We start from the raw sequence: 15,385 nt of genomic DNA on the forward strand, positions 1-15,385 counted from the left end.
CGCGCCTCAGTCGTCGCTATTCTGTTCCTCGGCGAGGTTCAGCGGGTGCGCCGGCTGGATCGTCGAGACGGCATGCTTGTAGACCAGCTGGGCCATGCCCTCGCGCTGGAGCAGCATGCAGAACAGGTCAAAGGCCGCGATCTGGCCCTGGAGCATCACGCCATTGACCAGGAACATCGTGACATTTTCCTGCTGGCGGCGAACCGCATTCAGGAAAATCTCCTGCAATACCGGGTTCTTGGACTGGAATTCTCCCACCGCTTCGAGAAGCGGGGCAAGGTCCACCGGGCCCGATGGCATGATCGTGGAGATCGCGTGCTTGTAGATGAGCTGCGACTGGCCGTCGCGGCGGAGCAGCACCGAAAAATTGTCGAACCAGGTAACGATGCCCTGGAGCTTGACGCCCTTGACGAGGAACATCGTGACCGGCGTCTTCGACCGGCGCAGCGAGTTGAGGAAGAGATCCTGAAGCGAGGTCTGCTTTTCGGCCATCGGTCGTGACTCTCATTCTTGGCGGGAGTTTCCCGCATGGCGCCGTTCTCTGGCGTCGGAGCGCACGCCCGTTCGGCGCACAGCGGCGCCCTTTTATGCCCTGGGGGCCGGATCGTCCAGCGAAGTTGCGGCCATTCCCCGCCGAAGTCGACAGAGGCCGCCCCCGGTGCGGCGGCACGATATCCCGCATTGCAAGCGGCCCGCTTCCTCCCTAGATGTCCGGCGCGAGGCAACGTCCTCCCCCTCCCTTGCGAGGGCAGAAGTCCGGGACGGCCCGGCCCTTGTCCGAAAGGAGGGCCCGTGGCCTGGATTCTGTTGTTCTTCGCCGGCCTGCTCGAGATCGTCTGGGCGTTCGCCATGAAGCAGTCGCACGGTTTCACCCGGCTATGGCCCAGCGTGACGACGATCGGCGCGATGCTCGGAAGCTTCGGGCTGCTCGCGCTCGCGATGCGCAGCCTGCCGCTGGGTACGGCCTATATGGTCTGGACCGGCATCGGTGCGATCGGCGCATTCGCGCTGGGCGTGCTGGTGCTCGGCGAGAGCGCGGGCGCGCTGCGGCTCGCGGCCGCGGCGATGATCCTGGGCGGGCTGGTGCTGATGAAGCTCGCCTCCTCCTAGGGGCCCTCATGCCGTCGCCCCGGCCTCGAGCGGGGGTGACGGCGGAAGCAGCGGCCCTGGCCTTCATTCCTCCCGGCTGTCGGTGATCCCCAGCAGCTTCAGCTTGCGGTGGAGCGCCGAGCGCTCCATGCCGATGAAGCTGGCGGTTCGCGAGATGTTGCCGGAGAAACGGCGGATCTGGACGCGGAGATATTCGCGCTCGAAGCTCTCGCGTGCCTCTTTGAGGGGGGCGCCCATGATCGCGTTGGTGCCCATGGCGCCGCCATTGTCGGCCGGGCGGCCCAGCACCTCCGGGGGCAGCAGATCGAGGTCGATCCGGCCGATCCGGTCGCCCGGCGCCAGAATCACCGTCCGCTCCACCACGTTGCGCAGCTGGCGGACATTGCCGGGCCATTCGTAGCTCTGCAGCGCTACCATCGCATCGGGCGCGATCTCCGGCGTCGGCACGCGGCGTTCATTGGCATAATGCGCGACGAAATGCTCGACCAGGACGGGAATGTCCTCGCGCCGTTCGGTAAGCGGGGGGATCGACACCGGCACCACATTCAGGCGGTAATAGAGGTCCTCGCGGAAGCGGCCCTCCGCTATCTCGTGCATCAGGTCGCGCGCCGTGGCCGAGACGACGCGGACATCGACCTTGACCACGCGCGTGCCGCCGACGCGCGTGAAGCTCTGGTCGGTCAGCACGCGCAGGATGCGGGCCTGGGTGGCCACCGGCATGTCGGCGATCTCGTCGAGGAACAACGTGCCGCCATGCGCCTGTTCGAGCAGGCCGGTGCGGACCAGGTCCCCGCCCTCCTCCACGCCGAACAGTTCCTCCTCGACTCGCTCGGGCTGCATGCGCGCGGCGCTGACGATGACGAACGGGGCGGAGGCGCGCTGGCTCCAGCCGTGGAGCAGCCGGGCAGCGACTTCCTTGCCCGTGCCGGCGCTGCCCGTGATCAGCACGCGGCTACCGGTGGAGGCCACGCGCTTCAGCGTGGCGCGGACGGTGTTGATCGCGCCCGACTGGCCGGTCAGATCTTCCTCGCGGCCGATCGAGGCGCGCAGCGAGGCGACTTCGCGCTTGAGCCGCTCGGTCTCGGTGGCCCGCTCGACGAGAAACAGCAGGCGCTCGGCCTCGAACGGCTTCTCGATGAAATCGGAAGCCCCGCGGCGGATCGCGGCCACCGCGGTGTCGAGATTGCCGTGCCCGGAAATCACCAGCACCGGGATCGAAGGATCGCGGCGCTTGATCTCGTCGAGGATCTCGAGCCCATCGAGCCGCGAGCCGTGCAGCCATACGTCGAGCAGCACCAGGCTGGGGCGGCGTTCCGCGATCGCCTCCAGCGCCGCATCGCTGTCCGCCGCTCCGCGCGTCGAATAGCCTTCGTCCTCCAGGACGCCGGCCACCAGTTCACGGATGTCGCGCTCATCGTCGACGACCAGGATATCGAGGCTCATGATTTGGCACTTCCACTACGCGTAAGCACGGCGGGGCGCGGCTCCTCGCCGCCCTCGCCCTCGGGGGTGCTCGCCATCTCGGCGAGCTGATCGGTGTCGAAGCAGATCGTCACCAGCGTGCCGCCGCCCGGGCGGTCGGAAAAGGCGATGGTGCCGAAATGCTCCTCGACGATCTTCTTCACGATCGCGAGGCCAAGGCCGGTGCCGCGGCTGCGCGTCGTCATATAGGGCTCGACGATCCGATCGCGCTCGACCGGCAGGCCGATGCCGTTGTCGGCCAGCGTTAGCGCGATCCTGCCCCCCGCCTCCGGGTCGATCGTCATGACGATCTCGCCGCGAGGCAGCGCCTCCCCCTCCCCGCGCGCTTCGATCGCCTCGACGGCGTTCTTGACGATGTTGGTGAAGGCCTGGCCGATCTGGCGGCGATCGCAGATCAGGCCCGGTGCCGGATCGGGCGCGTTCATCTCGAAACGGATCGTGGGATGCGCGACTTCGTGGAGGAACATCGCCTGGCGCGCGATGTCGAGCAGGGACTCCTGGCGGAACACCGGCTTGGGCATGCGCGCGAACGAGGAGAATTCGTCGACCATGCGGCGCAGGTCGCCCACCTGGCGCACGATCGTGTCGGTCAGCTGGGCGAAGGTGCCGTCCTCGGGCTCGATCTTCTTGCCGTAGCGGCGCTTGAGGCGCTCGGCGGCGAGCTGGATCGGCGTGAGCGGGTTCTTGATCTCGTGCGCGATGCGGCGGGCGACGTCGGACCAGGCGGCGCGGCGCTGGTCGTTCAATTGCTGGGTGATGTCGTCGAAGGTGAGCACCCGGCCGGCCTCGTCGCTGGTGACCTTCACCGCGAGCGTGCGCGCATCGCCGCCGGTGCCGAGCTGGATCACCGCCTCGCGGTCGCCGCTGTCGAGCAGCGTGTCGAGCTCGGGCGCCAGCTCGCGGAGCGGGTGGCCGACAAGCTCCTGCTCGCCCGGGCGGAGCAGCTCGATGGCCGATTCGTTGATGAGGCGCAGCTTGCGCTGGGCGTCGATCGAGATGACGCCGGCCGAAACGCCCGACATCACCGCCTCGATCAGCATGCGGCGGCTCTCGAGCTGGGCATTGGCGGTTCGCAGCTCGCCGGTCTGGTGCTCGAGCCGTTCGGTCATGCCGTTGAAGGCGTTGCCGAGCGTACTGATCTCGTCGCCGGTCTGCGGGATGTCGACGCGCGCGGCAAGGTCGCCGCCGGCGACGCGCCGGGCGGCGATGACGAGCTGCTCGACCGGCTGGACCAGGCGATCGGCGACGGCGAGCGCGATCCAGGTCGCGATGCTGACGATCAGCAGCGCCACGCCGAACAGGACCGCGTTGAACTGGAGCTGGAGCGAGCGGGAACGCGCCTGGAGCGCGTTGAATTCGGCGACGATCCGGTCGGCGCCCGAATTCTGGCGGTTCATGAAGCCCACGTTCACGCTGTTGGCGACGTAGAGGAAGATGTTCCGCGACCGATCCAGCGGCGTCACCACCCACTGCTTCTCGGCGTCGAAATTCGTGTAGCTCTGCTCGTCGCGCAGGAGGTTCAGCACCTGGCCGGAAACGCGCGCGGCGAAGATCTTCGCCGGGGGAGCCTCCCAGGTGTACATCGCCTCGACCTGCTTCCCATCGACGACGCGGAACACCACGGCCTGGTCGAAGGAGCGATAATAGAGCTGCTCCAGCAGCTTGCGCTGGAAGGCCGAGGAATTCGCCGGGATCTTCGGGAAGAGCTCGGTCAGGTCGTCGACCATGGTCCGCGCCTCGGTCGCCCAGCGCTGGGCGACCAGGCCCCTGCCTTCCTTGGCAAGATCGGTCGTCGCGTCGAATGCGCCCCGCGCCCGCTCCGAGCCCCAGAGCTGCACGCCCGACTGGAACATCACCGAAGCCGCGATCACGGTGAGCACGATCGGAATGCTCGCCATCAGGGTGAACACCGCGACGAGGCGGACATGGAGCCGTCCGCCGCCGGCCAGCGCCGACCTGGTGGCGCGGTGGATGGCGATCCGCCGGCCGATCAGCACGATCAGCGCGACATAGGGCAGCAGGTTCGCCAGCAGCAGCGATGCCGCGACGCCGGGGTTGAACACCTGGTGCGCGAAATTGCGGACGAACAGGAATGTCGCCACCGGCGTGGCGATGGCCAGCGCCACCACCACCATCTCCAGCATCCGGATAGGCGCCAGCCGCCGCGGCTGCGACGTTGCCTGGATCAGGGGCTCGGCGGTGAGGGCATCCATTCCCGGCAAGCTAGAGCGAGATTGTGGCAAAAAGAACACATAATATCGCTCAGCCTGTCGCTATTCGGCACCATCCGGGCGATTGGGACCAAGATCGATGCCCAGCGTATCGAGGCGCTTGCGCAAGGTGTTGCGATTGATCCCCAGGGCGCGGGCGGCACGCAGCTGATTGCCGCCATGGCGGGCCAGCATCGCCTCGATCAGGGGGCGCTCCACTTCGCCGATGATCCGGTCGTAGAGCGTGCCGTCGTCGAGCGTGCGCGGCTCTTCGATCGCGATGCGTTCGAGCCGGGCGCGCACCGCCGCCTCGATACCCTCGTCGCGACTCGACTGGACGGGCAGCGAGCCAGTCTCGCCCAGTGCCCGGCGCAGCGCCTCCCCGTCGATCACTTCGTCGCGGCTGAGCGCGGCGATACGGCGCATCAGATTCTCGAGCTGGCGAACATTGCCCGGCCAGTCATAGCCTTCGAGTACCCGCACCGCATCGGCCGCGAGGCTCTTGCGCGGCAGGCCGTCCTCGGCGGCGCGGTCGAGGAAATGGCGGGCGAGCAGCGGCACGTCGTCGCGGCGCTCCCGGAGCGAGGGCAGCGCGACGGGGACGACGTTGAGGCGGTAGAACAGGTCCTCCCGGAACTGCCCGGCCTGGACCAGCGCGGCCAGATCCTTGTTGGTGGCAGCTACGATGCGCACGTCCGCCTTGATCGCGCGGGCGCCGCCGACGGTGGTGAACTCGCCCTGCTGGAGCACGCGGAGCAGCCGCGTCTGCGCATCCATCGGCATGTCGCCGATCTCGTCGAGGAACAAGGTCCCCCCCGCCGCCTGCTCGAACTTGCCGGCCACCCGCGCCTGGGCGCCGGTGAAGGCGCCGCGCTCATGGCCGAACAGCTCGGCCTCGATCAGCTCGCGCGGGATCGCGGCCATGTTGAGCGCCACGAACGGCGCGCGGCGGCGAGGCCCGAGATCGTGGATCGCCTTGGCGACCAGCTCCTTGCCGGTGCCCGATTCGCCCGAGATCAGCACGGTGAGGTCGTTGGCGACCACGCGGGCGATGACGCGATAGACTTCCTGCATCGCCGGCGAGCGGCCGATCAGCGAGGAGCCGCCGCTCAGCTCCTCCTCGGGCAGCGCGGCGGGGGCGTGGCGGCCGCGGGCGATGGCGCTGCGCACCGCCTGGCCGAGCACGTCGAGGTCGAACGGCTTGGGGAGATAGTCGAAGGCGCCGACTTCGGTGGCGCGCACCGCCGTCGCCAGGGTGTTCCGTGCCGAGAAGACGATCACCGGCAGCGCGGGATGCTCGGCGGTGAGCCTGGCCACCTCGTCGAGGCCGTTGCCGTCGGGCAGCACCACGTCGGTGACCAGCACATCGGGCAAGGCCGCGCCGATCGCGCGGCGCAGCTCCGCCAGGCTGGCCGCCGTCGTGACGGCATGGCCTTCGCGGCGCAACGCCGCCGCCACCACCGTGCGGATCGCGCTGTCGTCGTCGACGACCAGGACCGAGCCGGTCATGCCCGGGCCCTTGGCAGGAGGATGCGGAAGACAGTCATTTCGGGCATGCGCTCGCGGGCATATTGGACGATGCCGCCCTGATCGCGGACCAGCTTCTCGACCAGCGGCAGGCCGAGCCCCTTCCCCTCCGGCTTGCCGGAGACGAAGGGCTCGAACAGATGCTCGGCAATGTCCTCGGGCGCGCCGGGGCCGTTGTCCATGACGAGGATCTCGATCGGGAGCGGCTGGCGCGGGCGGCCGCTGCCGGTGCTCACCGACATGCCGTGGCGATAGGCGGTGGAGAGGATGATCCGCGGCTGGGCGAGCCCGGCCAGCGCTTCGGCGGCATTCTTGAGCAGGTTCATCATCACCTGCTGGAAGGCATCGGGATCGATCAGCACCGGCGGCAGCGAGGGATCGAAGCGCTCCTCGATCACCATCCCCCGCGCGAACCCGGCCAGCGCGACGCGGCGGGCATGGTCGAGCAGCGGATAGACGTTGGTCGGCACCAGCTTGAGCGGCCGCGTGTCGGTGAAGTCCTGCATCCGGTCGATCAGCGCGGCGATGCGGTCGACCTCGGTCGTGATCAGGCCGGTGAGCTCGCGATCCTCGCCCGAGCTGGCGAGGAGCTGGGCGGCACCGCGGATGCCCGAGAGCGGGTTCTTGATCTCATGCGCCAGCATCGCCGCCGCCCCCACCGCGGCGCGGGCTCCGGCGGTGCGGTCCGCCCCCTGCGCCACCCGCCGCGAATGGGGGGCGTGGTGCAGCGTGACGATCCGCCAGCCGGGATGATCGGCGACATGGCTCTCGACGAAGTCCACCCGGACGCGCGGGCCGCGCACCGCCTCGATCTCGGTGTCGAAGGCAGCGAAGCCGTGCCCGTCGCGGCGCTCGACATAGCCGTCGGGCGGGCTGAGCACCGCGTCATAGGGCTGGCCGATCATCGTCGTCTCGGCATGGTTGAGCAGCGCCTCGCACGCCGCATTGGCATGGGCGATGCGGCCGTCGGGATCGATGACGAGGACGGCGACCGGCAAGGCGGCGAACGTCTCGGCGAAATTCGGCCCGAGAGCCGGTGCCGGACGCCGCCTCAGGCCGCCGCGCGGGAACGCCACGGCGCGTAGAATTCGTCGAGCATCGCCAGCACTGTCCTGGCGTCGGCTATCTGGTTGACCTTGTTGCGGAACTCCGCCGATCCCGTGAGGCCCTTGGTGTACCAGCCCAGATGCTTGCGCATCATGTTGACGCCGGTCATCTCCCCATAATGTTCGAGACTCTCGACGTAATGCTCTATGATAACGCGATATTGTTCGTCGATTCCTGGATCGGCGCGCTCACCCTTGCCGGTCAGCGCGTCCATCACCTGGCGCAGGATCCACGGCTTGCCATAGGCGCCGCGCCCGATCATCAGCCCGTCCGCACCGGACTGGCGGAGCGCCTCTCGGGCATCCTCGACCGAGCAGATGTCGCCATTGACGATCACCGGGATCGACACCGCGTCCTTCACCGTGCGGACGAAGCTCCAGTCGGCCGAGCCGCGATACATCTGGTTGCGCGTGCGGCCATGGACGGTGACCATCTTCACGCCCAGATCCTCGGCAATGCGCGCCAGCTCAGGCGCATTGAGGCTGTCATGGCACCAGCCCATGCGCATCTTGAGCGTGACCGGCACGTTCACGGCCTTGACGCAGGCATCGACGATCGCGGCGGCGTGCTTCAGGTCGCGCATCAGCGCCGAGCCGGCATCGCCGTTGGTCACCTTGCGGACCGGGCAGCCCATGTTGATGTCGATGATCGCGGCGCCGCGATCCTCGTTGAGCTTGGCGGCCTCGGCCATTTCGGGGGGCGAGCAGCCGACGAGCTGCATCGACACCGGCTCCTCGATCGGATCCCAGGCGGCCTTCTGGATCGACTGGCGCGTATCGCGGATGGCGGCCGCGCTGGCGATCATCTCGGTGACGTTCAACCCCGAGCCGTAGCGGCGCACCGCGCGGCGGAACGGCAGGTCGGTCACGCCCGTCATCGGCGCGAGCAGCACCGGCGCTTCGACCGTTACCGGGCCGATCTGGATGGGGGCGAGTTCACTCATGATGCTGCCTGAAAAATAGGCAGAGGCGCCTACAGGTACAAGCGGCGATTGGCAAGTGGGCGCTTCGGACGCCGAAATCGGCTGCATATGGGCGAGATGGCCATGGCGGGCACGTGCCGGCGGCGCGTCGAGGCTGTCGGGAGACCTGTATTGGAAGAGGCTGGCGCTCTCCCTACGCCTTCGTCATCCCCGCGAAAACGGGCAACGCCCTTCAACCCCGGCCTCACTTGCTCTAGGTCCGCGCCATGAAGACCGTCGCCATTCTCGTCGCCGCCGGGAGCGGCACCCGCGCGGGGGGCCGCGTGCCCAAGCAGTTCGCGCCGCTCGCCGGCAAGCCGATGCTCAAGCACGGCTTCGACGCCTTGACGTCGCATCCGGAAGTGGACGCCGTATATGTGGTGATCGGTGCGGGCCAGGAAGAGGCCCTGCGCGCGGCATTGGGCGACGTGCCCTTCGCCATCGGCGGCGCGACCCGGCGCGAGAGCGTGGCCAGCGGGCTCGCGGCGCTGGGGGAGGCCGATCGCGTGCTGATCCACGACGCCGCCCGCCCCTTCCTGCCGCGTGCGGTGATCGACCGGCTGCTGGCGGCGCTGGAGACGCATGACGGCGCGATTCCGGGGCTGCCGGTGGCGGACACGCTCGTCGCCGCGTCCGGAGCGTCGGTTCCGCGCGACGGGCTGGTGCGCGTGCAGACGCCCCAGGCCTTCCGCTATGCCGCCATAGCGCAGGCCCATGTCGCCTGGCCCGGCGACCAGGAAGCGACCGACGATGCGCAGATGCTGCGCGCGCTGGGAATGGACGTTGCAATCGTGGAAGGCAGCCCGATGCTCGAGAAGATCACCCATCCCGCCGATTTCGCCGCGGCCGAGGCACGGCATGGCGCCGCGATGCGCGTGCGGACCGCCACAGGATATGATGTGCACCGCTTCGCCGAGGGCGAGGAACTCTGGCTGGGCGGGGTGCGGGTGCCGCATGCGCGCGGGCTTTCCGGGCACAGCGACGCCGATGTCGCGCTGCACGCGATCACCGACGCGCTGCTCGGCACGATCGGCGCGGGCGATATCGGCATGCACTTCCCGCCCAGCGACCCGCAATGGCGCGGGCAACGCTCGTCGAAGTTCCTCGAACATGCCGCCGCGCTGGTGGCCGCCAAAGGCGGGGTGATCGACTTCATCGACCTGACGATCATCTGCGAGGCACCCAAGATCGGGCCGCACCGGGAAGCGATCCGGGCGAGCATCGCGGGAATATTGGGACTGGAACCCTCCGAAGTGAGCGTGAAGGCGACCACCACCGAGCGGCTGGGCTTCACCGGGCGCGGCGAAGGCATGGCCGCGCAGGCGATCGCCACGGTGCGCGTGCCCGGGTAGCGGCTCTCTCATTCCGCTTCCTCTCCATACTGCCCATCCCCGAGGGGGGAGGGAGAAGAAGATGCCCCCGCCCATCTTCCCACCCCCGCGAACGAACTGACTCGCGTCGGCAACAATAGGGTGGCAAAGGCCCGCCCCTATGGACACGATTCTCCCGCCGGAGCTGGTCGCCGCCGCGCGCAAGGTGCTCGATGCCAATCGCGCCGCCGGCCGCCGCGTCGCCGTTGCCGAGAGCTGCACCGGCGGCCTCGTCTCGGCCGCGCTCACCGAGATTCCCGGTTCGTCCGACGTCTTCGACGCCGGCTTCGTCACCTACTCCAACGAAGCCAAGCACGACGTGCTGAAGGTGGGCAGCGACGTGCTGGAGACGTTCGGCTCGGTCTCGATCGCCGTCGCGTGGAGCATGGCGCGGGGCGCGCTGGAGCGCACCCATGCCGATGTCGCGGTGGCGATCACCGGCATTGCCGGCCCCGATGGCGGCAGCGAGAAGAAGCCGGTGGGCACGGTGGTGTTCGCCCAGGCCATGCGCGGCGCCGATCCCGATCACATCGTGGCGGACGCCCGCCATTTCGAGAATAACGGCCGCGCCGGCGTGCGGCTTCAGGCGGCGCTGTGCGCGCTCGAGCTGCTGATGCCCGGCGCCTCTGCGCCCGAGGCCGACGAAGCCGACGTCGAATCACCGTAGAGGCGCGCCGCGCGCTCCTCGAACGCATTGATCATCTTGCGGAGCGCCCGGTCGAACATCTGGCCGGCAAGCATCTCGAACACCCGGTTCTTGAAGGCAAAGTCGACCGAAAAGTCGACCAGGCAACCGCCCTGCCCGTCCGGCCGGAAGCCCCAGTCGTTGCTCAGGTGCTTGAGCGGGCCATCGACATATTCGATGTGCAGCCCGCCGGGGCGCTGCTTCTCGACCTTGGACGTGAAGGTCTCGCGCAACCCCTTGAAGCCGACGATCATGTCGGCGACCATCTGGGTATCGCTGTTCGAGCGCACGCGGATCGCGCTGACCCAGGGCAGGAACTCGGGATAGCGCGCGACGTCCGCCACCAGGTCGAACATCTGCTCCGGCGTGTAGGGAAGCGGACGGGTTTCGGAATGCTTGGGCATTGCTTCCCTTAGATCCTCCCCGAGGCGAGCTCGGGGAGAAATTTCATTTGCCGCCCTTCGCCAGCTTCGCCTCGCGCGCAGCCTTCATCTCGGCGAAATCCTCGCCGGCATGGTAGCTGGAGCGGGTGAGCGGCGACGAGGCGACCTGGAGGAAGCCCTTGGCCCGGCCGATCGCGCCATAGGCCTGGAAGGCCTGGGGCGTGACGAACTCCTCGACCTTGGCATGGCGCGGCGTCGGCTGGAGATACTGGCCCATGGTGAGGAAATCGATGTCGGCCGAGCGCATGTCGTCCATCACCTGGTGCACTTCCAGGCGCTGCTCGCCCAGGCCGAGCATGATGCCCGACTTGGTGAAGATCGTCGGATCGAGCCGCTTCACCGTCTCCAGCAGGCGCAGCGACGCGTAATAGCGCGCGCCGGGGCGGATGTTCGGATAGAGCCTCGGCACCGTCTCGAGATTATGGTTGTAGACGTCCGGCCGGGCGGCGACGATCGCCTCGACCGCGGCTTCGTGCTTGTTGCGGAAATCGGGCGTGAGGATCTCGATCGTCGTGGTCGGGTTGGCCTTGCGGATCTCCTGGATCACCTTGACGAACTGCGACGCGCCGCCGTCGGGCAGGTCGTCGCGGTCGACCGAGGTGATGACGATATGCTCCAGGCCCATCTGCGCCGCGGCTTCGGCCACATGCTGCGGCTCCAGCGGGTCCACCTTGCGCGGCATGCCGGTCTTGACGTTGCAGAAGCGGCAGGCGCGCGTGCAGACGTCGCCCAGGATCATCACCGTGGCATGTTTCTTGGTCCAGCACTCGCCGATGTTCGGGCAGGCCGCTTCCTCGCACACGGTGACGAGGTTCTTGGCGCGCATCAGCGCCCGCGTCTTGGCGAAGCCTTCCGAGGTGGGCGCTTTCACCCGGATCCAGTCCGGCTTGCGCTGGCGTTCCGGGCGGGGCTGCGGCGAGAGATCGTTCATGCTGGCCAGATAGAGCGGGTGGGCCGACGATTCCAGCCCCGGTTGCACTTTCGTCAATCGAAGGCCCGAGCAACAGTTCGATACAAATCTTGGCAGCCGCTCGCGCGGGCGTTAGGGCATCGGCCATGACCGATTTCACCGACCTGCTCGACGGCTATCAGCGTTTCCGGACCAGCGAATATCGCCGCCATCGCGACCGGTGGTCGGGCCTGAGCGAGGGTCAGAGCCCGCGCGTGATGGTGATCGCCTGCTCGGACAGCCGAGTCGATCCCGCCCAGATCTTCGACACCGTGCCGGGCGAGATCTTCGTGGTGCGCAACGTCGCCAACCTGGTGCCGCCCTTCGAGGACGATGCCAGCCGTCACGGCGTCTCCGCCGCGCTGGAATTCGCGGTGAATCAGCTCGAAGTGCCCGAGATACTGGTGCTGGGGCACGGCGCGTGCGGCGGCGTGGCGGCGGCCCTGTCGCAACGCTTCAAGGGCGCGCCGAACGGCCAGGGCGGCTTCATCGCCCATTGGGTCGACATGCTCGACCCCGCGCGCGAGCGGATCGTCGCCGAGCACGGCACCGGCCCGGAGGCGGTGCGCGCGCTGGAACTGGAGACGGTACGGGTCTCGCTGGTGAACTTGATGACCTTCCCGTTCGTCGCCGAGCGAGTGAAGGCGGGCACGCTCACGCTCCACGGCGCCTATTTCGCCATCGCCGACGGCGTGCTGCATGTGATGGACGCGGACGGGGCGTTCGCGCCGGCCTGAGCCGATCCGGTGCGTCAGGCGGATCGGCTCAGGCCGGCGCGACCGGCCAGCCGATCAGATTGGCCCGCATCGGCTGATGGTCCGGATGGATGCGGTGCGGGCCGAAGCAGAGCAGGCGGAGAATGTCCGTTGGGCGATTGGCCCAGCTCGCCCAGCTGAGCGGCGAATCGCCCCGGGCATCGGGCTGGTCCACGCGCGCGCCCCCGGCCAGCAGCAGCTCGATCGATCCCCGTGTTCCAAAGGCGGCGGCGCGATGCAGCGGCGCTTCGCCATAGGTTCGGCAATCGCGCATGAAGCAGCCCGTCTCGGCGCCATCGATCGTCACGCGATTGGGATCGGCGCCCCGAGCGAGCAGCACCCGGACGACCTGTTCATGCTCCAGGCTCTCGAACCGGTTGAGCGCGGCATGAAGCGGCACTTCGCCAGAATCTTCCAGCGGCCGATTGGGATCGGCGCCCTGTTCGAGCAGGAACTCGCAGAGCCGCCAATGACCGTGAAAGGCCGCGCCGTTCAAGCCGAGCCCCTCACCCAGTTCGACGAGCGCGGCGCCGTTGCCGAGCAGGAACCGGATCGCGCTGACGTCTCCGTAATAGGCGCACCATGTCAGAAGGCCGCCACCCGCGACCGTCGCATCGACCGGATGGCCGCGCTCGATCCAGTCGAAGACGAGATCGGTGCGCCCGGCGGCTATGCGTTCGAGCATCGGCTATCTCCGTTCGAATTGCGATCCCGGCGGCCAGTGCCGGGCGCGCGCGCAGCTTATATCTTGCCGAGCGCCTTCCGGGCGATCTTCTCCACTTCGGGATCGAGCTTGGGCGGCTCCATCGGCACATGCGCCTCCAGCACGTCGGCGATGGCGGTGAGCGCGGCGATGCGCGCCGCCTTCTTGTCGTTGCCGTCGATCACGATCCAGCGCGCATGCTCGGTGCTCGTGCGCGCGAACATCTCGTGCATCGCCTCGAGATACTGGGGACGCTTGGCGCGGTTGCGAAAGTCTTCGAGCCCGGTCTTCCAGCGCTTCCAGGGATGTTCCAGCCGGTCCTTCAGCCGCTTGTCCTGGGTCTTCTGCGTCACATGGACGAAGACCTTGACCAGCGTGGTGCCCGCGGCGACCTGCTGCGCCTCGAAATCGTTGATCTCGTCATAGCCGCGCTCCCATTCGGCGCGGTTGGCGAAACCCTCGACCCGCTCGACCAGGACGCGGCCGTACCAGCTGCGGTCGAAGATCGCGATGTTGTGCTGGGCGGGCAGCCGCCGCCAGAAGCGCCAGAGGAAGTGGTGGGCGAGTTCCTCCTGGGTGGGGGCGGAGATCGGCCAGACCTCGTAGTAGCGCGGATCCCATTCGGCGGTGAGGCGCTGGATGATGCCGCCCTTCCCTGCCGCGTCCCAGCCCTCGAACGCGATGATCGCGCGGCGCCGATGGACGATGTGCGCATAATGGATATGGCTCAGCCGCTTCTGGATCCTGGCGAGCGCCTTGTCGTAGTCGCCGTCGAAATCCTTGCCGGCTTCGTAATCGCCCAGATCTATCTTCATGCCGCCTCCATGCGCGCCGAACGCACGATCCGCCTTGTCGCTCCCGCTGGCAAGCAGGAACGCGCGGCGCTATCCTGGCCGGCGGGAGAAGGGGGAGGCACGATGTTCAAGCCGATCGCACATAATCTTCAGCGGCTGACGCGGTTTTCGGGGCGGGACACGCGCGAGACCTTCTGGCCCTATGCCGTTACGCTGCTCGTGCTGGCGCTGGCCGCCTCCGCCCTGGTCGCGATGCCGCCTATGCTGGAGACGATGGCGAAGATGCAGCGCTTCGCGGTCGAGCATCCCGACCAGGCCACCGTCCGGCAGGGGCCCGGCTCCTATTCGATCCAGATCCAGGGTTCCCATCCCGAGCTGATGCCCGACCTGCACGGCATGTTGCCGGGAATGGCAATCATCCTGCTCGTCTTCGTGGCGCTGGTGGCTGCCGCGGTGGTACGGCGGCTGCACGATCGCGGGACCAGCGGCGCCTGGGCGCTGCCGCCCCTCGTCTTCCTCGCGATCGGCATGGCGCTGACGCCACGGCTGCTCGACGTCAGGCACGGCGGGCCGGACCTGTCCCTCCTGCCCTTGCTGTTCGTCAACAACCTCCTCTACCTCGCCGCGCTTGGCTGGCTGGCGATCCTGCTGATGCGGGACGGGACCATAGGCCCCAATCGCCATGGCGAGGACCCGACGCCTGCGGAAGTGCGCCAGCGGCGGCGATCGCCGCCGCGCCCGCGCGACTGAGCGGCCCGCCGGATCAGTTGGGCGCGTCGGCCGCCGTCTCCGCCTGCATCGCCTTGATCTCCGCAGGCGACATGGGCGGGCCATAGGCATCCTCGCCGCATTTGTCGTGCAGCGCCTGGGAAGCGGCGACCATGCGTTCGCTCAGGGCGATCTGGCGGTCCATCGACCCCTGCATGTCCTTCGGCACGCCGCGCATCCCGGCACCCGCCGCGCGCGACACCAGCGAGCCCACCATGCCGCCCCCCGGTATCATCGACAGCAGGCCGGCCGCGCGCATCGTCTCCTGGCGCGCCCGCAGCTTCTTCTGCATGTCGTTTGCCTGTTTCGACATCGCCACGCCCTCGCGCTGGATGTCGATCTCGATCTGGGAGACCTCGGCGCGGAGCGCGGCGCAGGCAGGATCCTTCGCGGGCGCGGCCACGGGCGCGGCTGCCGGCGGCGGCGGAGTGGCGGGCACGTCCTGTGCCGCCGCCGGGCCCATGGGGCTCAGCAGCAGCGTTGCGGCGGCGAGGATCGCAGCGCGTGGATTTTGGGCCATG

At 68.4% G+C, this 15,385-nt stretch carries 16 protein-coding genes; 5 read left to right on the plus strand and 11 right to left on the minus strand.

The features are described from left to right. Positions 1-6 precede the first annotated feature (6 nt). On the minus strand, positions 7-492 hold the full coding sequence (gene hfq, locus BGP17_RS05045; protein WP_086129801.1) for an RNA chaperone Hfq: 486 nt from the start codon (positions 490-492) through the stop codon (positions 7-9). A gap of 300 nt (positions 493-792) precedes the next feature. Between hfq and BGP17_RS05050 the strand changes: the two genes are divergently transcribed. Continuing rightward, positions 793-1,110, plus strand: coding sequence for a DMT family transporter (locus BGP17_RS05050; RefSeq protein WP_167298989.1), 318 nt, complete (start codon positions 793-795; stop codon positions 1,108-1,110). A gap of 63 nt (positions 1,111-1,173) precedes the next feature. Here BGP17_RS05050 and ntrX read toward each other — a convergent pair whose 3' ends face one another. From ntrX to dusB, 5 genes are read right to left on the minus strand one after another with little or no spacing between them, the layout of a single operon-like run. Further along, entirely contained in the window at positions 1,174-2,553 is a 1,380-nt protein-coding gene (ntrX, locus tag BGP17_RS05055; RefSeq protein ID WP_167298990.1) for a nitrogen assimilation response regulator NtrX, read from the minus strand. Continuing rightward, the gene (locus BGP17_RS05060; RefSeq protein WP_286711220.1) at positions 2,550-4,805 is read right to left on the minus strand and encodes a sensor histidine kinase NtrY-like; all 2,256 of its coding nucleotides are present in this window, start codon (positions 4,803-4,805) and stop codon (positions 2,550-2,552) included. The genes ntrX and BGP17_RS05060 overlap by 4 nt, the downstream gene beginning before the upstream one ends. Positions 4,806-4,865: 60 nt before the next feature. Beyond that, entirely contained in the window at positions 4,866-6,311 is a 1,446-nt protein-coding gene (ntrC, locus tag BGP17_RS05065; protein WP_286711221.1) for a nitrogen regulation protein NR(I), read from the minus strand. Further along, the gene (locus BGP17_RS05070; RefSeq protein ID WP_286711222.1) at positions 6,308-7,405 is read right to left on the minus strand and encodes a two-component system sensor histidine kinase NtrB; all 1,098 of its coding nucleotides are present in this window, start codon (positions 7,403-7,405) and stop codon (positions 6,308-6,310) included. Before BGP17_RS05070 ends, ntrC begins: the two co-directional genes overlap by 4 nt. Further along, the gene (gene dusB, locus BGP17_RS05075; protein ID WP_167298994.1) at positions 7,381-8,379 is read right to left on the minus strand and encodes a tRNA dihydrouridine synthase DusB; all 999 of its coding nucleotides are present in this window, start codon (positions 8,377-8,379) and stop codon (positions 7,381-7,383) included. The genes BGP17_RS05070 and dusB overlap by 25 nt, the downstream gene beginning before the upstream one ends. Before the next feature lie 245 nt (positions 8,380-8,624). Here dusB and BGP17_RS05080 point away from each other — a divergent pair, with 245 nt between their 5' ends. Both BGP17_RS05080 and BGP17_RS05085 read left to right on the plus strand, forming a co-directional pair. Then, complete coding sequence (locus BGP17_RS05080; RefSeq protein ID WP_286711223.1) at positions 8,625-9,749, plus strand: bifunctional 2-C-methyl-D-erythritol 4-phosphate cytidylyltransferase/2-C-methyl-D-erythritol 2,4-cyclodiphosphate synthase; 1,125 nt, start codon at positions 8,625-8,627, stop codon at positions 9,747-9,749. Positions 9,750-9,888: 139 nt separating this feature from the next. Continuing rightward, on the plus strand, positions 9,889-10,434 hold the full coding sequence (locus tag BGP17_RS05085) for a CinA family protein (RefSeq protein ID WP_167298996.1): 546 nt from the start codon (positions 9,889-9,891) through the stop codon (positions 10,432-10,434). Here BGP17_RS05085 and BGP17_RS05090 read toward each other — a convergent pair. After that, on the minus strand, positions 10,350-10,856 hold the full coding sequence (locus tag BGP17_RS05090; protein ID WP_167298997.1) for a type II toxin-antitoxin system RatA family toxin: 507 nt from the start codon (positions 10,854-10,856) through the stop codon (positions 10,350-10,352). The two genes, BGP17_RS05085 and BGP17_RS05090, sit on opposite strands and share 85 nt — an antisense overlap. Before the next feature lie 43 nt (positions 10,857-10,899). Continuing rightward, a complete protein-coding gene (lipA, locus tag BGP17_RS05095; protein ID WP_167299426.1) occupies positions 10,900-11,826 on the minus strand; it encodes a lipoyl synthase in 927 nt (308 codons plus the stop codon). A 125-nt stretch (positions 11,827-11,951) separates the two neighbouring features. On the opposite strand from lipA, the gene BGP17_RS05100 reads away from it, so the two are divergent. Then, positions 11,952-12,581 carry a carbonic anhydrase gene (locus BGP17_RS05100; RefSeq protein ID WP_167298998.1) on the plus strand — a complete coding sequence of 210 codons (630 nt, stop codon included), beginning with the start codon at positions 11,952-11,954 and terminating at the stop codon, positions 12,579-12,581. A gap of 28 nt (positions 12,582-12,609) precedes the next feature. On the opposite strand, the gene BGP17_RS05105 is transcribed toward BGP17_RS05100, so the two are convergent. Further along, entirely contained in the window at positions 12,610-13,284 is a 675-nt protein-coding gene (locus BGP17_RS05105) for an ankyrin repeat domain-containing protein (protein WP_286711224.1), read from the minus strand. A 56-nt stretch (positions 13,285-13,340) separates the two neighbouring features. Beyond that, positions 13,341-14,117: a polyphosphate kinase 2 family protein gene (locus BGP17_RS05110; RefSeq protein WP_286711225.1), complete on the minus strand. Its 777-nt coding sequence runs from the start codon at positions 14,115-14,117 to the stop codon at positions 13,341-13,343. A gap of 9 nt (positions 14,118-14,126) precedes the next feature. On the opposite strand from BGP17_RS05110, the gene BGP17_RS05115 reads away from it, so the two are divergent. Further along, positions 14,127-14,846, plus strand: a complete 720-nt coding sequence (locus BGP17_RS05115; RefSeq protein ID WP_286711226.1) for a DUF805 domain-containing protein — start codon at positions 14,127-14,129, stop codon at positions 14,844-14,846. A 13-nt stretch (positions 14,847-14,859) separates the two neighbouring features. Here BGP17_RS05115 and BGP17_RS05120 read toward each other — a convergent pair whose 3' ends face one another. Beyond that, complete coding sequence (locus BGP17_RS05120) at positions 14,860-15,384, minus strand: hypothetical protein (protein ID WP_286711227.1); 525 nt, start codon at positions 15,382-15,384, stop codon at positions 14,860-14,862. Between the last annotated feature and the right edge of the window lies 1 nt (position 15,385).

This window comes from Sphingomonas sp. 67-41, from assembly GCF_001899725.1.
Taxonomy (GTDB): domain Bacteria; phylum Pseudomonadota; class Alphaproteobacteria; order Sphingomonadales; family Sphingomonadaceae; genus Sphingomonas; species Sphingomonas leidyi.

Bases quoted from the DNA above. Each gene is read 5' to 3' on its own strand.
- hfq (WP_086129801.1), bottom strand. From the start codon at position 492: ATGGCCGAAAAGCAGACCTCGCTTCAGGATCTCTTCCTCAACTCGCTG.
- ntrX (WP_167298990.1), bottom strand. From the start codon at position 2,553: ATGAGCCTCGATATCCTGGTCGTCGACGATGAGCGCGACATCCGTGAA.
- BGP17_RS05060 (WP_286711220.1), bottom strand. From the start codon at position 4,805: ATGGATGCCCTCACCGCCGAGCCCCTGATCCAGGCAACGTCGCAGCCG.
- ntrC (WP_286711221.1), bottom strand. From the start codon at position 6,311: ATGACCGGCTCGGTCCTGGTCGTCGACGACGACAGCGCGATCCGCACG.
- dusB (WP_167298994.1), bottom strand. From the start codon at position 8,379: ATGAGTGAACTCGCCCCCATCCAGATCGGCCCGGTAACGGTCGAAGCG.
- BGP17_RS05080 (WP_286711223.1), top strand. From the start codon at position 8,625: ATGAAGACCGTCGCCATTCTCGTCGCCGCCGGGAGCGGCACCCGCGCG.
- BGP17_RS05085 (WP_167298996.1), top strand. From the start codon at position 9,889: ATGGACACGATTCTCCCGCCGGAGCTGGTCGCCGCCGCGCGCAAGGTG.
- BGP17_RS05090 (WP_167298997.1), bottom strand. From the start codon at position 10,856: ATGCCCAAGCATTCCGAAACCCGTCCGCTTCCCTACACGCCGGAGCAG.
- lipA (WP_167299426.1), bottom strand. From the start codon at position 11,826: ATGAACGATCTCTCGCCGCAGCCCCGCCCGGAACGCCAGCGCAAGCCG.
- BGP17_RS05100 (WP_167298998.1), top strand. From the start codon at position 11,952: ATGACCGATTTCACCGACCTGCTCGACGGCTATCAGCGTTTCCGGACC.
- BGP17_RS05105 (WP_286711224.1), bottom strand. From the start codon at position 13,284: ATGCTCGAACGCATAGCCGCCGGGCGCACCGATCTCGTCTTCGACTGG.
- BGP17_RS05110 (WP_286711225.1), bottom strand. From the start codon at position 14,117: ATGAAGATAGATCTGGGCGATTACGAAGCCGGCAAGGATTTCGACGGC.
- BGP17_RS05115 (WP_286711226.1), top strand. From the start codon at position 14,127: ATGCGCGCCGAACGCACGATCCGCCTTGTCGCTCCCGCTGGCAAGCAG.
- BGP17_RS05120 (WP_286711227.1), bottom strand. From the start codon at position 15,384: ATGGCCCAAAATCCACGCGCTGCGATCCTCGCCGCCGCAACGCTGCTG.